The organism is Longimonas haloalkaliphila (genome assembly GCF_055379825.1).
Map to the genome: position 1 here is coordinate 2,589,482 of NZ_AP043948.1, position 21,140 is coordinate 2,610,621.

The following is a 21,140-nucleotide window of genomic DNA, read 5'->3' on the forward strand; positions in this document are numbered from 1 at the left end:
CATACCGAGGTGGTTTATATGCGAAAAGTGATACTAAGCGCGCTACTTATGTTCGGACTGATGGCGTGGAGCCTGAGTCCGGCTGTGGTGCAGGGGCAAAAAGTGCTCACGACCCCTAATACGCCAGATGTTGAGGATTTTCAGGACTTTCGTGGGGAAGGATTCAGCCCGAGTCCGGATCCCGGGCAGCTGAATTCGAATGCCTTTGCCATGTTTGGCATGAGTGACGGTGATACCGGCTTTGGAAACACGAACACGTCTGGTGACTTTGCTCGCGGGCTTAGTGACGGCCAGGTCGGTACAGGGGGAATGTATGCCTTTGAGGTAGAGCCCGGCATCTATACTATGGGGCTGCAGCCTGGAGGGAGCGATATGACTCCGGGTACAATCTACGTCTGCTATCAAAACGACACAGGAAGTACAATCATCGACGGTTTCAATGTCGAATATGACCTGTGGGTGTATAATGATCAAGATCGGGGTCAGATCATTGAGTTAAAGTATCTGACAGGTGGTGGTTGCTTGACTGACGGAGAGCGAGCGAGCAGCTTTCGAGAGACCGGGTTGACCTTTGAAATTGACGAGAACGCGCAATCCCCAACGGAGTGGGAACGCAATGAGCAAGGCGCTTTTATCGAGACGTCGCTCGACCAGGGCAGCTTCATCACCCTTGCACTTGTTACTGACGATAATACCGGTAGCGGAGCCCGGCCTGAATTTTCTTTCAACAATCTATCGGTGACGCCCGACCCTGCCAACCCGATTCCGGTCGAACTCGCTTCTTTCACCGCGCAGTTGAGCGGCGACCGGGCGCAGCTGCAGTGGGAGACGCTGTCGGAGACCAACAACGCCGGGTTTGACATCCAGCACCAGGCGCCGCAGTCCAGCGCTTTCTCCAGCCTCGGCTTTGTAGAAGGCCGCGGTACAACCGACGAGCCGCAGTCCTACCGCTTCACCACCGATGCGCTGGCAGCCGGCACGCACACCTTCCGCCTCCGCCAGATTGACCTGGACGGCACGGATGAGATCCACGAAGCGATCACTGTGCAGGTGCGTCAGGGCGAGGTCATGCGCATGACCGGCTCCAATCCGGTTACTGCAGGTGCTACCACGTCGTTCACCGTGCAGCTCGACCAGCAGGATGACATCACCGTCGCGGTCTACAACGTGCTCGGACAGCGCGTGCAGACGCTGCATGCAGGCCCTGCGCAGCCGAATGAGGTGCTGCGCCTAACGCTCGACACCAGCGGACTGGCCAGCGGCATGTATTTCGTGCGCACACAGGGCAGCTCCGTACGCGAAACACAGCGCGTCACGGTCGTGCGCTGACGTTCTTATTCGGTCCGAGGCGATGCGCATCGCCTCCTTAACAAGCAACCGCCCCGATGGAGGAGAGCCTCCGTCGGGGCGGGGTGTGTTTAGGAGCTACCTGGAGATACAGAAGCCGTCTATCCCATCAGGTAGTTCGCAAGCGTGATATACAGTGCAAGCAGTCCTGCAGCCCATGCCACACGCGAGGTAACGTAGTTTTTGAATTCGGCGTGCTGGGCATTGAAGCGCTCATCAATACGAGTGGACTGAAGTTCAAAGCGCTCGTTGATACCTGCTTGAAGCGCGTCAAACCGGTCATCAATCTGTTTGAAGCGCGAATCAATCTGTTCAAACCGTTCATCGACGCGCCCAAATCGTTTATCGACATGCTCAAACCGCTCATCAATGCGGTCAAACCGCTCATCAATGCGGTCGAATCGGTCATCAATGCGCTCGAATTGCTCATCGATGCGCTCGAAGCGCTCATCAAGACGACTCTCCAGCGCGTAGAGATCGTCCTTGGTCGCAGAGGCCGCATCCGTTTCATTTAGGAGTTCAGCAACGCCCTCAGCTTGTTCCTCGGTGAAGCCAAGTGCCTTGAGCCGCTTTGAAGCTTTCAGTGTGTCGATTGGCATGGCACGCCGAATATTTTGATCAGGTCCGCGTGCATATACCATGAAGCGCCATGAGGGTTCATGGTACACAGGCAAAGCAACCTGTTACGCGTCCGACAGCACCTCGCGCAGGGCCGCCTGCGCCTCCTGCGGATCGGCGGAGCCGTTGGTAGCACGCATGATCTGTCCCATGAAGAAGCCCATGAGCTGCTGCTCGCCGTCGCGGAAGCGCGCGGCCTCGTCGGGGTTCTCGTCGGCCACCTGCCGGGCCGCCTCGCGCAGGGCCCCTGCGTCGTCGATCTGCTGCAGCCCCTCGGCCTCGACGATCGCCTCAGGGTCGCCACCTTCAGACATCATGCGCCCGAAGACGTCACGCGCGGCGCGATTGGTGATCACATCGGTGTCGACCAGACGCACCAGCTCGGCAAACTGCCCGGCATCGAACGGGAGGTCGGCGAGCGACTGGTCTTTGCGGGCGGCCTGCAGCTCATTTACGATCCAGTTTGCTACCGCCTGCGGCGCCTCGTACCGATCCATCACGTTGTGGAAAAACGCACGCAGCGGCTCGTCGCCCGCCAGCAGGGCGGCGCCGTCGCGCGTAAGCCCAAAGTCGCTACGGTACTGCTTGTACACGGCCCGTTCAGCCTCAGAGAGCCGGTCGACCGGGTCGCGCTGTGCGGCCATGGAGCGCTCGCGCTGCTCGCGCTTGGCTTCTTCTTTGGCCTTGCGCTCCGCCTCCAGGTCTACCGCATCCGCATCTTCGGTCCAGCGGTCACGCAGCGGCACAATCTGGTTGAACACGAGCGCATCTTCCGACGAGTCGTCCGGGTCCTGCCAGAAGTACCCCACCCGTTCAAACTGGTAGCGCTGTTCGGCTGGGTCGTCAAGTACGCTGGGCTCGATGATGCCGGTGTGCACCTGCAGTGAATCGGGGTTCAGGTGCGTTTTGAAGTCCTCCTCGCCGCCATCGGGCGCCGGCACGGTGAACAGGCGGTCGTAGAGACGCGCTTCAAACGAGAGCCCTGCCTGCGCATCCACCCAGTGAATCACCCCCTGCGGCGCAGGCCCCTCGGCCGGATCCACGTTGCCTCTGGTGTCGGGGTCGTAGGTGCAGTGCAGTTCAAGGATCGAACCGTCGTCGTCGCGCACCACCCGCTCGCAGGTAATCACGTAGCTGTTGCGTAGCCGCACCGTGCGCCCCGGCGCCAGGCGGTGGAAGCCCTCAGGGGGATTCTCACGGAAGTCGTCGCGCTCAATGTAGAGCGTGCGCGAGAACGGCACCGACCGGCTTCCCTCCCGGTCGATGTCGCGTGGCCACGACGGGAGCTCCATCCACTCGGTGGCATCGGCCTCGTAGTTGGTTAGCACCACCTTCAGCGGATCGATGACCGCCATCACGCGCGGGGCGCGGTCGTTGAGCGTGTCGCGGATGGCGTGCTCGAAGCGGCTGATCTCTACGCGGCTTTCGGTGCGCGTTACGCCCACATCGTCGCAAAACGCCCGAATGGCGGCCGGCAGCACGCCCCGCCGCCGCAGTCCGGCCAGCGTAGGCAGACGCGGGTCGTCCCAGCCGTCTACGTCGCCGCGCTCAACCAGCTGCAGGAGCTTCCGCTTACTCATGACTGTGTAGCCCACGTTGAGCCGCGAGAACTCGTACTGGTGCGGGCGTGCCGCGAGCTTCTCCTCGGGCAAGCAGCGCTCCAGAAGCCAGTCATACACGCGGCGGTTGTTGTCGAACTCCAGCGTGCACAGCGAATGCGTAACGTCCTCAATCGCATCTTCGAGGGGATGTGCAAAGTCGTACATCGGGTAGAGGCACCAGTCGTCCTCGCGCCGGTAGTGGTGCGCGTGCTTGATGCGAAAAAGCGGCGGGTCGCGCATGATCATGTGCGGCGACGCCATGTCGATCTTGGCGCGCAGCACATGGGCCCCATCGGCGAACTCGCCGTCACGCATGCGCTGCAGCAGGTCCAGGTTCTCCTCTACCGAACGGTCGCGGTACGGACTCGGCGTGCCGGGCTTGTTGACCGTGCCTCGGTTTTCGCGAATCTCTTCTTCCGTCTGACTGTCTACGTACGCATCCCCCTGTTTTACCAGCTGTACCGCATACTCGTAGAACTGCTCGAAGTAGTCGGCCGCATGGTAGCAGTGCTCGCCCCAGTCGTAACCAAGCCAGTGCACCGCGTCCTTGATCGCCTCAGCGTACTCCTCGCTCTCGGTCTCCGGGTTGGTGTCGTCGAAGCGCAAGTGGCACTGCGTATCGGCCACGTCGGCATAGTCTTCCGCGATGCCGAAGTTGAGGCAGATCGACTTGGCATGGCCCAGATGCAGGTAGCCGTTGGGCTCGGGCGGAAACCGCGTAACAACCCGGCCGTCGTGCGTATCTGCACGCAGGTCGTCGTTGATAATTTCGCGGATGAAGTTGGTAGCAGGCGGCAAGGCGCGGTTGTCACTCACAGAAGATTAGCCGTTATGGATGACAGAAACGAAAGCGGGAGATTCGTAGGAATCCAGCCCCGAAAAGATCCGCCGCCGTCCCGCCTGCACGTACGCTCCATGAATCTACGGGGGTTGGTCTGGGTTTATGCGAACGCCTACATCCTCCCCACGATATGTTCGCGTACAGATGAAAACGTCTCTTAGCGCAGTCTGGGATCGCCTACGCAACACTCCCGGTTCACGGTGGATGTGGATCGGCGTCGGCGCTGGTATTCTCCTTATCGGACTTGCCGGCGGCGCCTGGGCGTGGTGGACGCAGAGTCCGCCCGATGCGCGCTGGCAGGCGGTCGATCGCATGATTGAGCGCGCCCACGGCCCGGTGCCCACCATCACAACGGATGAGCTGGCCGAGCGCCTGCAGCGTCCGGCCTCGGAGCACCCCGTGCTGCTCGATGCGCGCTCTCCGGAGGAGTATGCCGTGAGCCATATCGCAGGTGCGCATCTGTACGACCCGAACAACCCCGACACGGCCCTGCTCGACACGCTCTCTTCTGATCAGCCCATCGCGGTGTATTGCTCGGTTGGGCACCGCTCTGCCGACGTTGTAGCGCACCTGCGGGAGCGCGGGTTCACCCGAGCTGTGAACGTGCGCGGCTCTATCTTCATGTGGGCAAACGAGGGCCGTGAGGTTGTACGCAACGGAACAGCCGTCACCGCCGTCCACCCTTACGACGCCATGTGGGGGCGTCTCCTCGACGAGCCTCTCCGCGCCGATGCACCGGCCCCGTACAGCTCCGGCGAGTAGGTCGCGCGCAGAGCAGAACTGGCGTTGATGCCCTGACGGGGGCGGCCCCCAGCTCCGTCGCTCTTATCCTGCATCTTTGTTGTGCATCTCTACAAGAACCCGAGGAGCGGGGCCTGCCCTTGGCCCTGTCACTTCGGTGCGCCGACCACTGACGTTCTGACAGGCGCTGCGGCTTTGGCAGCCGCAGTTCTTGTTTCGTTACGTTCACTTCGCGAACTTGTATGCTACGCTGACAGAATCACGTAGCTATATTCGGTGGCATCACTTTGGCAATTCCTAATAAACGAAATGCGGCAACACGTGAGAGCTTCTGATAGCTCTCAGGTCTTACCCCGCTTCGGTTGTTTTATTCAACATACAGCGTAGACTTCTATGAACAACCACTTTAGACGACTGGAAAAGCTATACGGACGTTCGCATGCGGCATCCACGCAGGCTACCGTCTCGTTTGGACGCGCTGTGCTTCACGGCGATATGGGTAACGAACTGCCAGGCACGACCGCTGCCGAACAGCTGCTCACCGACGCCGCCCGGCTGGCTGCTGGATCGCTCCAGAAAGAGCATGTGGTTAGTGCCGAGCAGTTTGAGATCGATGTGAAGCGCCCCGGCTACAGCGGCCCTATTCAGGCCATGGCCCAGGTTATCCTTACAGAACCCCCGCGTGCTGTTGTCACCTCGCTTCTGCTTGACGCCGACAGCGATATCATCGCAGAAGCCCGCGGCACCTTTGCCCCCACCGAGGAGCAGCTGCCCGAGCTCTCGGCGGTAGCCAATGGATCGTCTGAGGAACACCCCGCTGATCTTCCATCCGATGCCCCTTTTGAGGACAGCGACTCAAGGTTGAAGCCCGCTTCCTTCATGCCTGTATTTTCCTCGCCGTTTGGCGTCGTCTGCTTGAACTGACGACCTTCCTCACACACCGAAGCGGACCAAGTCTCCACTGATTGTACCTCTGGCTTACGGTCAGCATGTACAGCCCCCGCATAACAACAAAGCCCCTACAGCAATGATCTGTAGGGGCTTTATTGTATGAACTATCTGACACCCCGGCACAAAAAACGGAGCGCTTCCTCTCGGAGGCGCTCCGTTTTTAAGTCGTGCTAGCTGGCACTTGGGCTGTTCATCCTAAAAGTCCATGTCGCCCATGTCTGGCATGCCGTTGCCGCCTTTGTTCTTTGACGGGCGGTTCACGATAACTGACTCGGTCGTGAGCAGCAGTCCGGCAACCGATCCCGCGTTTTCGAGGGCACTGCGCGCCACCTTCGTCGGGTCGAGGACGCCCTGCTCAAGCAGCGGGCCGTAGATATCGGTGCGCGCGTTGTAGCCGAAGTCGCCTTCGCCTTCTTTCACGTGCTCAACGACGAGCGAGCCCTCAAGACCGGCGTTCGAGGCGATCTGGCGGAGCGGCTCTTCGAGCGCGCGGCGCACGATCGAGATGCCGATCTCCTGATCCTGATTCTCCACGTCGAGGTTGTCGAGGGCGTGCAGCGCACGCAGGTACGCAACGCCACCGCCGGGCAGCACGCCTTCTTCGATGGCGGCACGCGTGGCGTGGAGCGCATCTTCAACGCGAGCTTTCTTCTCTTTAAGCTCCGGCTCGGTAGCTGCACCGACCTTGAGCACCGCTACGCCGCCAGAGAGCTTCGCAAGGCGCTCCTGCAGCTTGTCGCGGTCGTAGTCCGAGGTCGCGCTTTCGACCTGCTGGCGGATCTGGTTTACACGCGCTTTGATCTGCGACTCTTCGCCTGCGCCGTCGACGACGGTCGTCGTATCTTTGTCGATCGTAACGCGGCTGGCTGTGCCCAGGTAGTCGAGCGTAGCATTTTCAAGGCGGTAACCCTTCTCCTCGCTGATCACTGTGCCACCCGTGAGAACCGCAAGGTCTTCGAGCATGGCCTTACGGCGATCGCCGAAGCCGGGCGCCTTCACAGCGGCGACTTTCAGCGTGCCGCGCAGCTTGTTCACCACGAGCGTAGCGAGGGCTTCGCCTTCGATGTTCTCCGCGATGATGAGCAGCGGATTGCTCGTCTGCGCGACCTTCTCCAGGATTGGCAGCAGATCGTTCATCGACGAGATCTTCTTGTCGTGAATCAGGATCCGCGCGTCTTCGAGGTTTGCGACCATGTTGTCGGAATCGGTCACGAAATAGGGCGACAGGTAGCCGCGATCGAACTGCATGCCTTCCACGACATCCAGCTCGGTGTCGAGGCCTTTGGCTTCCTCTACCGTGATGACGCCGTCTTTGCCAACGCGCTCGAATGCATCTGCAATGAGCTCGCCGATAACGGTGTCGTTGTTGGCCGAAATCGTAGCGACCTGGCTAATGTCTTGCTTGCCGTCTACTTCGCGGCTGAGAACGCCCAGCTCAGCGACTACCTCGTGGATGGCCTGCTCGATGCCACGCTTCAGGTCCATCGGGTTCGACCCGGCGGTTACGCTCTTCAGACCCTGCGTCATGATGGCCTGTGCGAGTACGGTCGCTGTGGTCGTACCGTCGCCGGCTACGTCCGAGGTCTTCGAAGCCACCTCTTTGAGCATCTGTGCGCCGATATTTTCGAGGCGATTCTCGAGTTCGATTTCCTTAGCAACGGTTACCCCGTCTTTGGTGACAGTAGGCGCACCGAAGGATTTCTCAATGAGTACATTTCGGCCTTTAGGTCCGAGCGTGACCTTTACGGCATTGGCGAGGGTATCTACGCCGCGCTTGAGCGCGTTGCGTGCTGAAACGTCAAAAACAATCTGTTTAGACATAGGAGTTCGATATACGGTGTCTTAGGGGTTGAAATAGATCTTCAGAAAAGATCGTAGTGTAGCGTGTTACCAACAGCTTAATTGGTAAGACGACCCAGGAGGTCAGACTCCTTTACGATGAGCAGTTCCTCGTCGTCGATTACGACATCGGTGCCTGCGTACTTGCCATAGAGCACCCGGTCGCCCTCGTGCACGCTCATCTCAACGTGCTTGCCATCTTCGGTGCGACCCGGTCCGACAGCGACGACGGTGCCTTGCTGCGGCTTCTCTTTGGCCGTATCGGGAATGAACAGTCCGCTGGCAGTCTGCTCGTCAGCAGGAATTGGGCGAATTGCAACGCGGTCGCCCAGAGGTTTGAACGTAGACATAAGGATGGGATACGTGTTTGAGGTAGATAATTGGACTGTATGGCGCTTCGGGCAGCAGACCGTATATAAGGCCAGCAGACTCCCTGAGCGCTTCAGTGGGCTGTATAGCAATCGGGGTACCGCCCGACACAGCCCGCACCCACTTAACACAAATCGCACACAACCCTTCAGGAGAAGCTGTTTGTTGAGAGATGTGCGCCAATGCGTCAGCCCCTACACGTGGGCGCATCTATTTTCTTAGAGCCTGTTTTGATTTCTTAATTTGGGCTCCGAGCGGCGGCGCTGGACTGGGGCCGAAGGGCATGCCCCTGGTGCAAATTGCCCCCAATGTCGGCCCGTAGCCCCGGTTACGAACCGCCATCGTGGTCCAATTTTCGCTTCAGCGGCGCTCGCTCTCGCCTACAAACCAAAACCCAAACAGGCTCTTATGCCGTTCTGTTCTGCCACCGTGGCAGCCTGACTTTTCTGTCAGATTCAAAGCCCTTGGCCGAAGGCATGCGTCTCACATCCCCCCACCCTATACCCGTGCTGCTATGTTCCTACTGCATTCACAGCTGGCTGCCATGATAGTGGGGCAGATGAGTAGCTTATTTTTCAGCCAGCGTCGATTCGGTGAGGTTCTGAAGGGCCTTGATCTGGCGCTGCTCACGCTGCTCTTTGTCATAGAGCGAGGGCGGAGCCACGCGCTCCTGGCACTGCGCCTTCGTTAGCGGGCATCGCTCGCAGGTCAGGTTTACGTCGACACGGGGGATGTTGGGATCGCGCGAGAACTGCACCTGATTACGAAAGGCGTCGTCCATCAGAAAGCCGATCGACACGCATGAGTTGGTCGTGTCTTGCAGCGCAAGCGGACGTGCGGTCGACAGCGTCAGGAACTCGGCGTCTGTGTTGATGAAGTACGAGCGTTGAGCGCGTACAACAGCAGGAGCATCGGGGTTGTGCGGGCGATTTCCGTTCGACTGCGCTGCGGAAAGGTTTTTCAGGAGTTGTATGGCCGGCCACCGCTGACAGTAATGCTCGCGAAGTCCGATACCGTGGGGAACCGGAATACCGGACAGGTTCAGCATTTTGGTGAGGTGATAGTCGGGCGACTCTTGCTCGTGGTGAAAGCGCAGGAAGAAGAACGCCTGCAGGTCGAAGTGGTGCGGCACGAGCTGTGTGAGGCGATAGTAGAGCATCTCAGGAGTCGCCTGGAAGCGGTCCATCTGCTCACGCAAGAAATCGCCGCCATCCCACGTAGGCTGGTTAAACCATGTGCGTATTGCTGCCAGGAGCGAGGACTCATTCAAGATGAGCGCGCCCGCGAAGTACGATGCTTTGAAGTTGTTAAGCACCTGCTCGAACGACTCCGCCCGGATCCACGATGACGTGCGCGCCCGCTCTTCCAGTCCGAGCACGTTGTAGCCCAGCTCGCGTGCATAGATAAACGCGCGCTGGATCGGCATCAGATCGCCGTTTACGTGGAGCGTGGGGGCTCCTCCGTTGACGAAGACCGACCGAAAGGGGTGCAGTTCGGGATGACCGGGCAGCGTCTGGGCGTCGATCGTGTAGTTGAACTCGTCCTTTAGCAGCTGGCACAGCGTGGTATCTGATAGCGGTGCGTCGGGCGACCAGCCGTGGGCGCGGCGAAACGTATCGGCAGCGTCTTCGAGGTCTGGAAAGTAGTTATCGTGCAGCTGCTGGTAGGACCGCAGTGCCGCGAAGAGGAAGTGCTCTACCTGCATGTCGTAGGTGCGCCCCACCTCCAGAAAGGTACGGATGAGCGCGCCGGCCCGCGAGGGCGCATCCGACACCAGTGCGAATACGTCGTGCGGCGCCAGTCCAAACAGCTCGAACGGAAACTCCTGGATGAAGGGCGAGCTGAACATCTCTTTGAGCGGATCAAGCTTATCGTCGACGCTCAGCGATACGAGGTCGTCGTACGTCACGTTAAACGCCTCGGCCAGCGCCAGCAGCTTATCCGGATTCGGATACTTCTTCCCCTTCTCGATTTCGCTGAGATATGAGACCGACAGCCCCGAGCGCTCCGATACCTCTCTCAGCGAAGCATTCTGCTCCTGCCGGAGCGTACGCAGCTTCAGTCCGAGGATAAAGCGCAAGTTTTCAGGACGCATGGCCATAGAAGAAGGTCGGCAAGTAGTGAGGAAATTAGCAGCAATCAAATTATTCGCTGTCAGCGAAGTTTCTTTAACCAATCGTGAATACGCCTCAGGATGAGTCAAGAATATCCTCTGTTAGCGAAATTTCGCTTGACAGGTAGTTTCGCAGTTTGTATTCATGATAGTGCATTCACGATCGACATCCTCGGGGCCAAACCATACAGGGCTTATGACTACTGCATCGCTCGACGTTCAACCGTCAACCACTACATGGACCAAGCTCGCCGACGGCGTTGAAATCAACGACGCGGCGCTTACGCCGCAGGCCAGGGCGCTTCTCACTGATGACGTCGTCGCCTTGCTGGCAAAGGCGCACCGCCGCTTTGAGCACGAGCGCCAGACGCTACTCGCGGCGCGCCGCACCCGTCAGGATGCGTATGACGACGGCACCGTGCCTGGCTTCTTGCCCCAAGAGGAGCACCCAGACGCGCACACCAACTGGCAGGTGAATCCGCTTCCTGAGGATCTGCTACAGCGCCGCGTGGAAATCACCGGGCCCGTCAACGATCCGAAGATGGTGATCAATATGCTGAGCCGCACCGACGACGGCCACCGGGCCGATGCGGCGATGCTCGACTTCGAGGACGCGATGAAGCCCACCTGGCCCAACGTGATGCAGGGCGTGCAGAACGTGAGAGAAGCCGCCGAGGGCACACTTAGCTTCACCAAAACCGACGCCGACGGGAACGCGGTCAAGGAGTACGCCATCGATCCCAGCGACATGCCACTCCTGATGGTACGGGTCCGCGGTCTGCATCTCTACGAATCGAACCTGCTCGTCAACAATATTCCCGTGTCGGGCGGACTGCTGGACCTCGTGCTAACGGCCTACCATACGGCGCAGACGCTCATTGATCAGGGCAAGACGCCGAAGTACTACATCCCGAAGGTTGAACACTACAAAGAGGCGCGCTGGTGGAATACGGTGCTGTCGTTTATCGAGGCCGAGTTGGGTATCGACGACGGTACCATCAAGACAACGCTCCTGATTGAAACGCTGGAGGCAGCCTTTCAGATGGAAGAAATCCTCTACGAGATGCGCACCCATGCTGCTGGGCTGAATGGCGGTCGCTGGGACAAGATCTTCAGCGATATCAAGGTGCTTAAAGCACATGACGACCGTATTATGGCCGATCGGAACTCCATCGGCATGAACCGCTCGTGGATGGCCAACTACGTGAAGCAGCTTATCCGTGTCTGCCATACCCACGGCGCCTTTGGCATGGGCGGTATGGCGCCGCAGACGCCCGGACGCACCGAAGAGATGCGTCAGCAGCAGGTCGATAAGGTTGTTGCCGATAAGGAATTTGAGGCATCGATCGGCCACGACGGCTGCTGGGTGTCGCATCCCTACTTCATCGGCCCGGCCATGAAGCCGTTTAACGAGAAGCTGGAAGAGAAAGGCGCCACACATCAGCTCGATGTGATTCCCGATCTGCCCGACCAGCCCGACTTGCTTCCCAAATCCACCAGTCCAAAAACCCTCGACGGCGTGCGTGTGAATGTGCGCGTGGCCATCGGGTACATGCAGGGCTGGGGGAATGATTATGGATGCGTGGCGTGGGACAACCGCATGGAAGACCTCGCCACCTTTGAGATCTCGCGTGCCCAGGTGTGGCAGTGGCTGCATCACGGGGTTACGCTCGACGACGGCACCGATGTTACGCCCGAGCTGGTAACCCACATCTTTGACGAGGAGATCGCAGTCATTGAATCCGAAGTCGAAGACGTCATGGAGGGCGCCTCCGATGAAGCGATTGAATCCACGAAAGCCTCGTTTCGGACCGCACGTGCCTGCGCCGAGGATATCTTTCTCGAAGATCAGTTCCGCGCGTTTCTGACGTGTGCCTCCGAACGCTTTGGCGACGAAGCACACAAGGAAGCGCTTCTGCGCGAAGATTCATGCGTGTAGGCGCAGGGGCTCTGTGCCCCACTTCCCTACGGCCCGGCTGAGCCTGTCAGCCCTTCTGGTTCCGAGCAGCGAACCCCACCGACCAATCATCGACTTGTCCAGAAATGGACATCACCTTACCGCGAGGTACTCCTATGATAAACTCAAACGCTCCAACCAACGAAGCGCGCGTCGAAGCGCTGAAGCAAGACTGGGCCCGCAATCCGCGCTGGAACGGCATCGAGCGCACCTACACCGCCGAAGACGTAATTCGCCTGCGCGGCTCTTTCGACATGTCGTATACCCTCGCCGAGCGGGGCGCCGACCGCCTGTGGGACCTCCTTCACAACGAAAACTACGTGGCGGCCCTGGGCGCACTCACCGGCAACCAGGCCATGCAGCAGGTGAAGGCCGGACTAAAGGCCATCTACCTGAGCGGCTGGCAGGTGGCGGCCGACGCCAACCTGTCGCGCCAGATGTACCCCGACCAGAGCCTCTACGCTTCGAACAGTGCCCCCGATGTGGTGCGCCGCATCAACAACACGCTGAAGCGGGCCGACGAGCTGCATCACGCTGAAGGCAACGGCGACGACACCTACTGGATGGCCCCCATCATGGCCGATGCCGAAGCCGGACATGGGGGCGTGCTACACGCCTACGAGCTCATGAAGTCCATGATCGAAGCAGGTGCCGCCGGTGTGCACTACGAAGACCAGCTGGCTGCCGAGAAGAAGTGTGGCCACCTGGGCGGCAAGGTGCTTATCCCCACGCAGCAGTTTGTGGAAGTGCTTACCAGCGCTCGCCTGGCTGCCGACGTGATGGGCGTACCCACGCTCATTGTAGCCCGCACCGATGCTGACAGCGCCACGCTCCTCACCAGCGACGTCGACGAGCGCGACCGTCCGTTTATCACGAGCGAGACGCGTACCAGCGAAGGCTTTCACCGCATTTCAGGCGGACTGGAGATGGCCACCGCGCGCAGCCTGGCATATGCGCCGTATGCCGACTTGCTCTGGTTTGAAACGTCGAAGCCCGATCTGGAGGAGGCCAAGACCTTTGCCGATGCCATTCATGAGCAGTATCCCGGCAAGATGCTGGCGTACAACTGCTCTCCTTCTTTCAACTGGAAGGCGCACCTCGACGACGCCACCATCGCCACCTTCCAGCAGGAGCTGGGCAAGATGGGATATGCGTTCCAGTTCATCACGCTGGCTGGCTTCCATGCCCTGAACCACAGCATGTTCACGCTGGCCAAAGGATACAGCGAGCGCGGCATGGCCGCTTACTCCGAGCTGCAGCAGTCCGAGTTCGCAAGCGAAGTCGACGGCTATACCGCCACGAAGCACCAGCGCGAAGTCGGCACGGGCTACTTCGATGAGATCAAGAACACGATCACCGGCGGCCAATCCGAAACGGCTGCCATGAAGGGCTCAACCGAAGAAGCGCAGTTCGCCTAAGCGCACCTCGCCCAAACGCACCGCCGGAGCAGACCGCGCCCCCCCGTCTGTCTGCAAATGTCACCTGCTACAGGGGCAGCCTCCACGCGCGCAAGCGCCGGTCGCTGTCCCTGTAGTAGTTTGCGTGGCAGCAGCTAGGCTGTTGTCGTCATCAGGATCGTGAACAAGATGTAGAAGGGGATGCCGAACGTCCCCATCAGCAGAAACGAGGTGAGCAGAGCGGCCCGGTTCGACAGCTCCCCACGGAACCAGAGCCGCCATCGCAAGGTGAGCATCGGCCAGTTCATCAGATGGCACGCGGCAAACAGCAGGCAGATCACCGTGAGCTCAGTAGTCGGCTGCAGTGGCAAGATGTGCGCCACGGGCACTGTAAAGATAAACAGTCCAAGAAAGACAAATGCCGCCAGCACAGAACCGATGTGCCGATCCATAATATCGCTTGTCTGCAGCAGAGGCGGACGCCCCGACTCGGTGTGGGTGGGCCGTACAGGGCGTGACTGGTTGGCCATGATGAGCGTGCTGTTTGGGATTTCAGCAGATTATTGTATTTTAACGACACATCCGGGCTCTTGTGCCTCTCATTCCAACTTCTATTGAAACGATCCTCCTTTATCCCGTAAAGGTGTTGCAAAAGCGGGTTGCAGTGCGCATCTTGAACGGCAATACACGCCGTACCTTCCTATGCTTTCGTTAAACGCTTACTCAACTATGCGCTCTTTTTCCACGCTGCGCACCTCTACTGCTCTTCTGGGAGCGGTCTTTCTGCTCATCGTAGGCACCGGGTGCCAATCGTCCGAACCCGGCATCGATCCTGCAGAGCTTGAAGGCCTGGAGGGGCAGGTCAGTGCTCTGCAGAGCGAGATCGAATCGCTTGAAAACGAGCTCGCCGCGCTGCGGCGCGAGAACTCACAGCTCCGCAACCGCCTCTCCGACCAGGAGCAGCGCCGTGGTGAGACTGTAGAGGTGCTCTCGACCGACCTCTTCTTTGAAAGTGGCAGCGCTCAGCTTACTTCGGAGGGCGTCGACCGTCTCGTAGACGTCGCCCAGAAGCTTCGTGGACAGTTCTCGGATCGCGTGGTGCGCGTTGAGGGGTACACGGACAACAAGCCTATCGGCGACCGGCTCAGCCGCATCTTTGCCAGCAACTGGGAGCTCTCTGCCGCACGCGCCTCTGCAGTTGTACGCCACCTGCAATGGACCCACGAGCTTTCGCCCAACCGGTTTGAGGTTGTTGGATTTGGGCAGTACCAGCCCACCGCCACCAACGAAACAGCCGAAGGACGTAGTGAGAACCGGCGCGTACGTGTTGCCGTGCTTCCTGCAAACCAGCCGATCACTGCTGGCGAGTAGGTACTAAGAGCGCAGGAGCCAGTGAGCCCCCTCTGCACTCTCTGCAGCACATGCATTCACCAACGGTCACCTGATTTTGTATTTGCCCGGTAGCACGGCTCTACCATGGCCTCCTTTCGTTCTCGTGTTACCACCGCGGTGAAAGCGCTGCTGGCGGTGCTTGTCGTGGGCTACCTGGTGCTGTACGTCAACCCCGCTGCAATCTGGGCCACCGCACGGTCCGCCAGTCTGTGGCTCCTGGCCCTTGCAGTGGCTATGGTGCTGCCCAATCTGTGGGGCAATGCCCGGGCATGGGCCGCGCTGATGCATCCCCTCATGCCGCGCATGTCTGCCCGCGTCATGTGGCGCGCCGTCATGGCCGGGTTTGCTGTCGGGTTCTTTACCCCCGCACGAGTTGGCGAGTACGCGGGTCGCGCTTTCAGCGTGACGTATCCCAACAAATGGTCGGTTACCGCCACCGTGCTTCTGCAACGCCTGATCGATCTCGTGATCGGGCTGTGGGGCGGTACGCTGGTTCTTGCCTATGTGTGGAGAAGCGGATCGCTGCCCGAAAACGTAGGATGGGGCATTGGCTGGGAGGTCGTTCTACTTACAGGTATTGGGGTTGCCGGAGGCGTGACCGCTCTGCTCCTCGCCCCACGTATGGTGCTCGGCATCGCCCGCTGGCTCCCCGATCGCTGGATGTCCTGGCGCGCGCATCTCTCGTTCCTGGAGCGTCTCTCCATGCGATCCGTAGCAGCCTCGTTTGCCTGGTCGGCATTCCGGTACCTGGTCTTTATTGCACAGATGGCTGTGCTCGTGCAGGCTTTCGATCCCGAGGTGGCATTTGCGGGCGCCTTCGCCGGATCCGTTCTGGCGTACTACATCCGGTACCTCCTGCCTGCGGTTACGCTCATGGACCTCGGCGTGCGCGAGGGCGCAGCGGTGTTTTTCCTGCCGCTGTTCGGTGCCGACCCGGCCGCTGCGCTCAACGCGGCCCTCGCTGTATTTGCACTCAACATTGCAGCCCCCTCGCTCGTAGGTGTGCTGTTCGTGCGTGGCCTCTCCTTTGAGCACGCCGCCGTTCCGGCAGCGCATGCCACGTCTCCAGCATCCGATGACCAACCCTCCTCGTCTGCATGACGCCTTCCTCGCTCTGGCTCTTCGTGGGCCTCCCCCTTGGCCTGTACGTTGTAGGCATGGCACTTCTCGCTTACGGACGCCTGCGAAGCGCCCGAACTGTATCCGGCGATACGGCTCCTGCGTGCATCTCGGTTGTGGTGCCTGCACGCAACGAGGCCTCAACCATTGGCGCCTGCCTTGATGCCCTGCATGAGCAGGTTCTGCCCAATGGTACGCAATTGCAAGTTATTGTAGTGGATGACCATTCCACCGATGCTACGCTCGCGCGCGCACGCCGCCGGCTACGCTCCGCTGCCGTAGCAGGCAGCGAAGCATGGGAGCAGGATACGCCCCACGAGGCGCTTCGTCTGCCGCTACGGTACGGACGCGGAAAGGAGACGGCCGTATCGTATGGCATAGAGCAGTCTGTCGGTGAGGTTGTTCTCGTCGTCGATGCCGACTGTATCCCTCCCCCCAAGTGGGCCGCTACGCTCGCTACAGCCTGCTCGTCAGGCACGCCAGTCGTGTGCGGCCCGGTGCGCTACGATATCGACAATGAGCGGTGGTTTGAGCGCTTTCAAGCGCTGGAGTTTCTGGGCTTAAATGCCTACGGTGCAGGCACTGCCGGAGTGGGACTACCCACTATCTGTAACGGGGGGAATATGGGCCTGCATCGCTCGCTCATCGATACGCTTGAGCAGGATCAACTCTCTTCGCATCTGGCTGCCGATGAGCTGTTGCTTCAGCATGTCGCATACCGTACGCCCGACGATGCGCGCTACCTGTGGCATGCGTCGGCTACCGTTACGACCCGTCCGGCTTCGTCGTGGCGTGCATTCTGGAGCCAGCGGAAGCGCTGGGCCCATGCCACGCGGTCGTACCACCCGGTGCCCTGGCTCCTCTCAGCCAGCACTTTTGTAGTGCACGCCGTCTTGCTCGCAGCCTTCGCCATTGCCCTGAGCGATCCCAATGTGCTCTCTCAACCCGTCATGACGGGGCTACTCGCGAAGATGGGGGCCGACCTGCTCCTTGTACTTCCTGCCTCACACGCTGTCGACCATCGCGACCTCATGCGCTCCTACATTCCCGCCTCGCTTCTTCAGGTCGCCTATCTGGTAGGGGCCGGACTCCACGGCATGTTCGGGGCCGTTCGCTGGAAGGGGCGCACAGTTGATACGTAGCTCGCTGCAACCAGCACGTGGTCGGCGGCTGCGCTACGACGCAACCGGTGCGGTGTGGCGCGACTCGATGCGTTCGGCCTGCGCCCATCCGCTCTCCATGGCACGCCCCACACGGCCGGCCCCGATCCGGTAGTCGCCGGCAAAGTACAGCCCGGATGCAGCGGCAGCGTCGAGGGGCGTGGCGTCTGGCGGCACAGTCGGAAAGGCATACCGCCACCGGTGCGCATCCGTCCAGCCTATCGGCGGGAGCGCCTTGCCAAGCACCCCGGCCACCTGCTCCTGCACCACCTCAATGTGCACTGCCGGGTCCGTATCGACGCGTGGGGCGGTCCACGATGCACTCATCTGCACCACCAGCACCGACTGCCCCGTAGGCACGCGGCCCGGCTTGTCCTCCTCGAAGCTCATCCATGCAATCGGATGGTCCCCGGAGACGTTGCGGAGCCCGTAGAAGGCATTCAGTCGATCAATAGGCGCTTCGCATCCAAGCACGTATGCAAACTGCGGCGCATAGGCTGCCTCGTTGAGCGCCTTCGCACAGGCCTGCAGATGCCGTTCCGCACCCCCCGTTGCTTCGCTGCGCTGCATGATCGTAGCCGCCTGCGGAGCCGGCGCGGTACAGAGCACAGCATCAAACGGTCCGTGCACCTCGCCCTCGGTCGAGTGAAGCTGCCACCCGCCTTTTTCCGCTTCCAGATGCTGGATCCGCGTGGTCCGTGCCACCACCAGCGCCCCCTCCTGCACCATCAGCTTACCCAGCGTGTTGATACCGCCGTCGTAAGTCCACCGCGGCACCGTCTCTTCATTGGGCGGCGAGACAACCCCCTCGCCGTTGAACGTCCACACCGGACGCTCGATCGTGGCCAGCCGGTCGGTGGGCAGGGTCTCGGTAATCAGCGTACGCACCCGGCCCGACACCCCCGCCAGGTAGTTCGCGCCAAAGTCGTAGCGCACTGCGCCGTGGCTTCGCGTAGCGGCGCGGCCGGTGTACCCCCTGCTCTTCTCAAATAGCTTCACCTCGGCGTTGGAGGTACGCAGATGCCAGGCTGCGGTGAGTCCTGCCGCCCCGGCTCCGATGATTGCAATACGCTTCATATCTCGCTAATCTTTTGATATTGTTGTAGATGCACGCGCGCATAACACGAAACCCGGCTATGCGCTGCTCGCGTTGAATCCTCTACCCCCGGTTGTGTGTTCGGGGAAACGCGCGGCCTGAGTGTGACATGGTTGTCCACTTCCTGCCGGCCGCCTGCTCTACCTGATGATTTGTATGCGCTATGGTTGCCCGTATTATACTGCTCTTTCTGCTCCTTCCCGCTGTTGAGTTCATGCTGTTCATTCAGGTAGAACGGCTGATCAGCCTGTGGCCTACGGTCGCGCTTATTCTGGTAACCGGCGTCGTAGGGGGCTACCTGGCCCGTCGCGAAGGCGCATCAACCTGGAAAAAGCTGAACGCCCGCCTACAGACCGGCGCACTGCCCGGCGATGAGATCGTCGAAGGCGTTATCATCCTCGTGGCAGGGGCCCTGCTCGTTACACCCGGCGTACTGACCGACGTGGTCGGCTTTCTGGGGCTCGTGCCGCCCTCACGCCGCGTCATGCGCAAGATCATCATGAAGCGCCTTCAGAAAAAGATGGAGGAAGGCTCTATGCAGGTCCAGTATGGCAGCTTCTATGGCGGATCGGGCTTTGCCGGGTTCGACGATGCCTCGATGAACGATCCGACAGGGCCATCTATGGGGGATGCGAACAATTCTGCCGGCCCCTCGGGCGCAGAGCCCGACCAGTGGAAAGGTACTGGCCGACAGATGCCCGGCCATGCCAACGAAGATGATGAGCTCTCACCGGATGACGAGTCGCGCTCAGACCGCTCCCGGTAGCGATACGAGCCAGGAGTCCAACGCTCCTTTTGTCGCGCAAATCGAAAAGATATCCGTTTTACGGTGTTCGCCCGCTGTGCCTGTACTCAAAACACCTGCGGCGCTACCACATACGCTGCGAGCGTTACCACGAGTCCCCCCGCCAGCAGGTAATATGCAAGCGGAAGCAGGTTGAGCCGGATGACGCGCCCGGCTTCTCCTACAAGCCCAACTGTAGCCAGCGCCGCAATCACGTTGTGGATTGCCACGACGTTGCCGATGGCGGCTCCCATGGCCTGAGCGGCAATGATAAGCTGCGTGGGCAGCCCAAGCGTCTGCGCGACCTCGAACTGGAATCCCACGAACGTAATGTTACTCACGGTGATGGAGCCGGCAATGAACGAGCCAAGCGCGCCCACTGCCGGGGCGACCATCGTGTAGGCCGGTCCAATGGCGCTGGCTGTGACCTCGGCAAGCACGACGATCATGCTGCCGCGCGGTGCCCCGGGGTGGGTGCCGGTTTCAAGCATAATCTCGACCATCGCGATCACGAAGATAAGCGCTACAGCGGGCGAGACCAGCGTTTCTGCCGCCTCGCGCCAGGCACCGCCAATCTGTTCGCGTGTCATGCCAAAAATGGGAACCGCGAGCAGCGCACTGATCGCCAGCCAGGTCCCTGGCACGTAGGCCCACTCGACTGCCCCTGCAAGCGTCGTGTTGAGAATGTCATCCCACAGCAGGGTGAGTCCGGGCGTGGTGCGGAGCCAGCCCCCAACGGGCTCGATCACACGCGTACCGACAAGCAGCGCCACCAGAATCAGATACGGCGCCCAGGCCCGCACAAGCGACATCGAGCGCTGGGTGTCGAGCGCAACGTCGGATCGGTTGCCGCCGGGCTCGATCGTGCCGATCCAGTACGGCGGCCAGTCCGCACGCGGCGGAAAGGTCCACGTATCCGACGGCGCGAAGTAGCCGGCACGCAGCGCCCCCACCACAACGGCGCCGCCCACCATCGCACCGATGAGCGAAGGCAGTTCGGGGCCGATGAACCATGCGGTAGCGACGTACGGAATGACAAACGCAATTCCGGCAAAGAGACAGAGCGGCGCTACGCTCCACAGGGCCGCTGCAGGCGACTGCTCGGCTGGGCTAAAGAAGTATACGATTAGGCCTACGGCGATGAGCGGCATGAATACCCCCACGATTCCATTGAGCAGCGCTGCCCATCCGCCCGCCGCCATTGCGTAATCGGCGACCGTCCATCCGCCGGCGGCGAGTGCCTCTTCGAATCCCCCCAGCGGCGCGCTAAACCCGACAACAACCGGGGTACCCACCGCGCCAAAGACCGTCGCAATAGCGTGGCCCACCAGTGCAGCGACTACGGCAGCAAGGGCTGGAAATCCGAGGGCGAGCAGGAGCGGCGCTACCACGGCGGCGGGCGTTCCGAATCCGGCCACCCCTTCCAGAAACGTAGCGAGGAAGAACGCCAGCACCACAACCTGCACGCGGCGATCCTCGCTGATCGCCGCAAAGCCCGCATTGATGCGGTCGACTGCGCCCGAGCGCATCAGCGTGTACAGAAGCACAAGCGCCCCGAATACGATCCAGAGAATCTCAACGGCTGTCATGAACCCACTGATCGAGGCCGCCGCGATCCAGGCAGGTGGCATCTGCCACGCGAAGTAGGCAACGATCGAGGCCGTGGCCCAGGCGATAGGCATGGTGCGTCCAGAAGGCCACAGAAACCCGACAAGCAGAACGGCAATGATGAACAGCGGAAGAGCAGCCAGCAAGGCGCTTTGGATCATGATAGGCCAAGACCTGGATGAGCGAGGACTCTACACCTGCATCCAT

The 21,140-nt window shown here is 60.6% G+C and carries 17 protein-coding genes; 9 read left to right on the top strand and 8 right to left on the bottom strand.

The window, feature by feature from the left end; genetic code table 11:
• Window positions 1–18: 18 nt before the first annotated feature.
• On the top strand, window positions 19–1,329 hold the full coding sequence (locus ACZ48V_RS10045) for a T9SS type A sorting domain-containing protein (RefSeq protein WP_464538739.1): 1,311 nt from the start codon (window positions 19–21) through the stop codon (window positions 1,327–1,329).
• A gap of 119 nt (window positions 1,330–1,448) precedes the next feature.
• Here the strand turns inward: ACZ48V_RS10045 and ACZ48V_RS10050 are convergent, their stop codons facing one another.
• Both ACZ48V_RS10050 and ACZ48V_RS10055 read right to left on the bottom strand, forming a co-directional pair.
• Window positions 1,449–1,946, bottom strand: coding sequence for a hypothetical protein (locus tag ACZ48V_RS10050; RefSeq protein ID WP_464538741.1), 498 nt, complete (start codon window positions 1,944–1,946; stop codon window positions 1,449–1,451).
• 84 nt (window positions 1,947–2,030) lie between these two features.
• Window positions 2,031–4,382: a glutamine--tRNA ligase/YqeY domain fusion protein gene (locus ACZ48V_RS10055; RefSeq protein ID WP_464538743.1), complete on the bottom strand. Its 2,352-nt coding sequence runs from the start codon at window positions 4,380–4,382 to the stop codon at window positions 2,031–2,033.
• A 169-nt stretch (window positions 4,383–4,551) separates the two neighbouring features.
• On the opposite strand from ACZ48V_RS10055, the gene ACZ48V_RS10060 reads away from it, so the two are divergent.
• Window positions 4,552–5,169, top strand: a complete 618-nt coding sequence (locus ACZ48V_RS10060; RefSeq protein WP_464538745.1) for a rhodanese-like domain-containing protein — start codon at window positions 4,552–4,554, stop codon at window positions 5,167–5,169.
• Window positions 5,170–5,541: 372 nt separating this feature from the next.
• Window positions 5,542–6,072, top strand: a complete 531-nt coding sequence (locus ACZ48V_RS10065; protein ID WP_464538747.1) for a hypothetical protein — start codon at window positions 5,542–5,544, stop codon at window positions 6,070–6,072.
• Between the two features lie 222 nt (window positions 6,073–6,294).
• Here ACZ48V_RS10065 and groL read toward each other — a convergent pair whose 3' ends face one another.
• The 3 genes from groL to ACZ48V_RS10080 all read right to left on the bottom strand — a co-directional run bounded on the left by groL (window position 6,295) and on the right by ACZ48V_RS10080 (window position 10,408).
• The gene (gene groL / locus ACZ48V_RS10070) at window positions 6,295–7,920 is read right to left on the bottom strand and encodes a chaperonin GroEL (RefSeq protein ID WP_464538749.1); all 1,626 of its coding nucleotides are present in this window, start codon (window positions 7,918–7,920) and stop codon (window positions 6,295–6,297) included.
• Between the two features lie 77 nt (window positions 7,921–7,997).
• The gene (locus tag ACZ48V_RS10075) at window positions 7,998–8,288 is read right to left on the bottom strand and encodes a co-chaperone GroES (RefSeq protein WP_464538751.1); all 291 of its coding nucleotides are present in this window, start codon (window positions 8,286–8,288) and stop codon (window positions 7,998–8,000) included.
• 587 nt (window positions 8,289–8,875) lie between these two features.
• Window positions 8,876–10,408: a helix-turn-helix domain-containing protein gene (locus tag ACZ48V_RS10080; RefSeq protein ID WP_464538753.1), complete on the bottom strand. Its 1,533-nt coding sequence runs from the start codon at window positions 10,406–10,408 to the stop codon at window positions 8,876–8,878.
• A 208-nt stretch (window positions 10,409–10,616) separates the two neighbouring features.
• On the opposite strand from ACZ48V_RS10080, the gene ACZ48V_RS10085 reads away from it, so the two are divergent.
• Together ACZ48V_RS10085 and aceA are read left to right on the top strand one after the other, a co-directional pair.
• Window positions 10,617–12,359, top strand: coding sequence for a malate synthase (locus ACZ48V_RS10085; protein WP_464538755.1), 1,743 nt, complete (start codon window positions 10,617–10,619; stop codon window positions 12,357–12,359).
• A 134-nt stretch (window positions 12,360–12,493) separates the two neighbouring features.
• Entirely contained in the window at window positions 12,494–13,795 is a 1,302-nt protein-coding gene (gene aceA, locus ACZ48V_RS10090) for an isocitrate lyase (protein WP_464538756.1), read from the top strand.
• A gap of 134 nt (window positions 13,796–13,929) precedes the next feature.
• Here the strand turns inward: aceA and ACZ48V_RS10095 are convergent, their stop codons facing one another.
• Window positions 13,930–14,304 (bottom strand): hypothetical protein, encoded by a 375-nt coding sequence (locus tag ACZ48V_RS10095; protein WP_464538758.1) that lies wholly within the window; start codon window positions 14,302–14,304, stop codon window positions 13,930–13,932.
• 199 nt (window positions 14,305–14,503) lie between these two features.
• Here ACZ48V_RS10095 and ACZ48V_RS10100 point away from each other — a divergent pair, with 199 nt between their 5' ends.
• From ACZ48V_RS10100 to ACZ48V_RS10110, 3 genes are all read left to right on the top strand, one after another.
• Window positions 14,504–15,145 (top strand): OmpA family protein, encoded by a 642-nt coding sequence (locus tag ACZ48V_RS10100; protein WP_464538760.1) that lies wholly within the window; start codon window positions 14,504–14,506, stop codon window positions 15,143–15,145.
• Between the two features lie 105 nt (window positions 15,146–15,250).
• Window positions 15,251–16,267 (top strand): lysylphosphatidylglycerol synthase transmembrane domain-containing protein, encoded by a 1,017-nt coding sequence (locus ACZ48V_RS10105; RefSeq protein WP_464538762.1) that lies wholly within the window; start codon window positions 15,251–15,253, stop codon window positions 16,265–16,267.
• Window positions 16,264–17,427: a glycosyltransferase gene (locus tag ACZ48V_RS10110; protein WP_464538764.1), complete on the top strand. Its 1,164-nt coding sequence runs from the start codon at window positions 16,264–16,266 to the stop codon at window positions 17,425–17,427. The genes ACZ48V_RS10105 and ACZ48V_RS10110 overlap by 4 nt, the downstream gene beginning before the upstream one ends.
• Window positions 17,428–17,460: 33 nt before the next feature.
• Here the strand turns inward: ACZ48V_RS10110 and ACZ48V_RS10115 are convergent, their stop codons facing one another.
• Entirely contained in the window at window positions 17,461–18,522 is a 1,062-nt protein-coding gene (locus tag ACZ48V_RS10115; protein WP_464538766.1) for an NAD(P)/FAD-dependent oxidoreductase, read from the bottom strand.
• 182 nt (window positions 18,523–18,704) lie between these two features.
• Here ACZ48V_RS10115 and ACZ48V_RS10120 point away from each other — a divergent pair, with 182 nt between their 5' ends.
• Window positions 18,705–19,307: an FxsA family protein gene (locus tag ACZ48V_RS10120; RefSeq protein WP_464538768.1), complete on the top strand. Its 603-nt coding sequence runs from the start codon at window positions 18,705–18,707 to the stop codon at window positions 19,305–19,307.
• Window positions 19,308–19,393: 86 nt separating this feature from the next.
• Here the strand turns inward: ACZ48V_RS10120 and ACZ48V_RS10125 are convergent, their stop codons facing one another.
• A complete protein-coding gene (locus ACZ48V_RS10125; protein ID WP_464538770.1) occupies window positions 19,394–21,094 on the bottom strand; it encodes an L-lactate permease in 1,701 nt (566 codons plus the stop codon).
• Window positions 21,095–21,140: the final 46 nt, after the last annotated feature.

What these genes read in the sequence shown, in the direction of transcription:
- aceA (WP_464538756.1), top strand. Translation starts at nt 12,494, where the DNA reads ATGATAAACTCAAACGCTCCAACCAACGAAGCGCGCGTCGAAGCGCTG.
- ACZ48V_RS10110 (WP_464538764.1), top strand. Translation starts at nt 16,264, where the DNA reads ATGACGCCTTCCTCGCTCTGGCTCTTCGTGGGCCTCCCCCTTGGCCTG.
- ACZ48V_RS10085 (WP_464538755.1), top strand. Translation starts at nt 10,617, where the DNA reads ATGACTACTGCATCGCTCGACGTTCAACCGTCAACCACTACATGGACC.
- ACZ48V_RS10115 (WP_464538766.1), bottom strand. Translation starts at nt 18,522, where the DNA reads ATGAAGCGTATTGCAATCATCGGAGCCGGGGCGGCAGGACTCACCGCA.
- groL (WP_464538749.1), bottom strand. Translation starts at nt 7,920, where the DNA reads ATGTCTAAACAGATTGTTTTTGACGTTTCAGCACGCAACGCGCTCAAG.
- ACZ48V_RS10075 (WP_464538751.1), bottom strand. Translation starts at nt 8,288, where the DNA reads ATGTCTACGTTCAAACCTCTGGGCGACCGCGTTGCAATTCGCCCAATT.
- ACZ48V_RS10125 (WP_464538770.1), bottom strand. Translation starts at nt 21,094, where the DNA reads ATGATCCAAAGCGCCTTGCTGGCTGCTCTTCCGCTGTTCATCATTGCC.
- ACZ48V_RS10065 (WP_464538747.1), top strand. Translation starts at nt 5,542, where the DNA reads ATGAACAACCACTTTAGACGACTGGAAAAGCTATACGGACGTTCGCAT.
- ACZ48V_RS10095 (WP_464538758.1), bottom strand. Translation starts at nt 14,304, where the DNA reads ATGGCCAACCAGTCACGCCCTGTACGGCCCACCCACACCGAGTCGGGG.
- ACZ48V_RS10050 (WP_464538741.1), bottom strand. Translation starts at nt 1,946, where the DNA reads ATGCCAATCGACACACTGAAAGCTTCAAAGCGGCTCAAGGCACTTGGC.
- ACZ48V_RS10060 (WP_464538745.1), top strand. Translation starts at nt 4,552, where the DNA reads ATGAAAACGTCTCTTAGCGCAGTCTGGGATCGCCTACGCAACACTCCC.
- ACZ48V_RS10120 (WP_464538768.1), top strand. Translation starts at nt 18,705, where the DNA reads ATGGTTGCCCGTATTATACTGCTCTTTCTGCTCCTTCCCGCTGTTGAG.
- ACZ48V_RS10105 (WP_464538762.1), top strand. Translation starts at nt 15,251, where the DNA reads ATGGCCTCCTTTCGTTCTCGTGTTACCACCGCGGTGAAAGCGCTGCTG.
- ACZ48V_RS10100 (WP_464538760.1), top strand. Translation starts at nt 14,504, where the DNA reads ATGCGCTCTTTTTCCACGCTGCGCACCTCTACTGCTCTTCTGGGAGCG.
- ACZ48V_RS10080 (WP_464538753.1), bottom strand. Translation starts at nt 10,408, where the DNA reads ATGGCCATGCGTCCTGAAAACTTGCGCTTTATCCTCGGACTGAAGCTG.
- ACZ48V_RS10045 (WP_464538739.1), top strand. Translation starts at nt 19, where the DNA reads ATGCGAAAAGTGATACTAAGCGCGCTACTTATGTTCGGACTGATGGCG.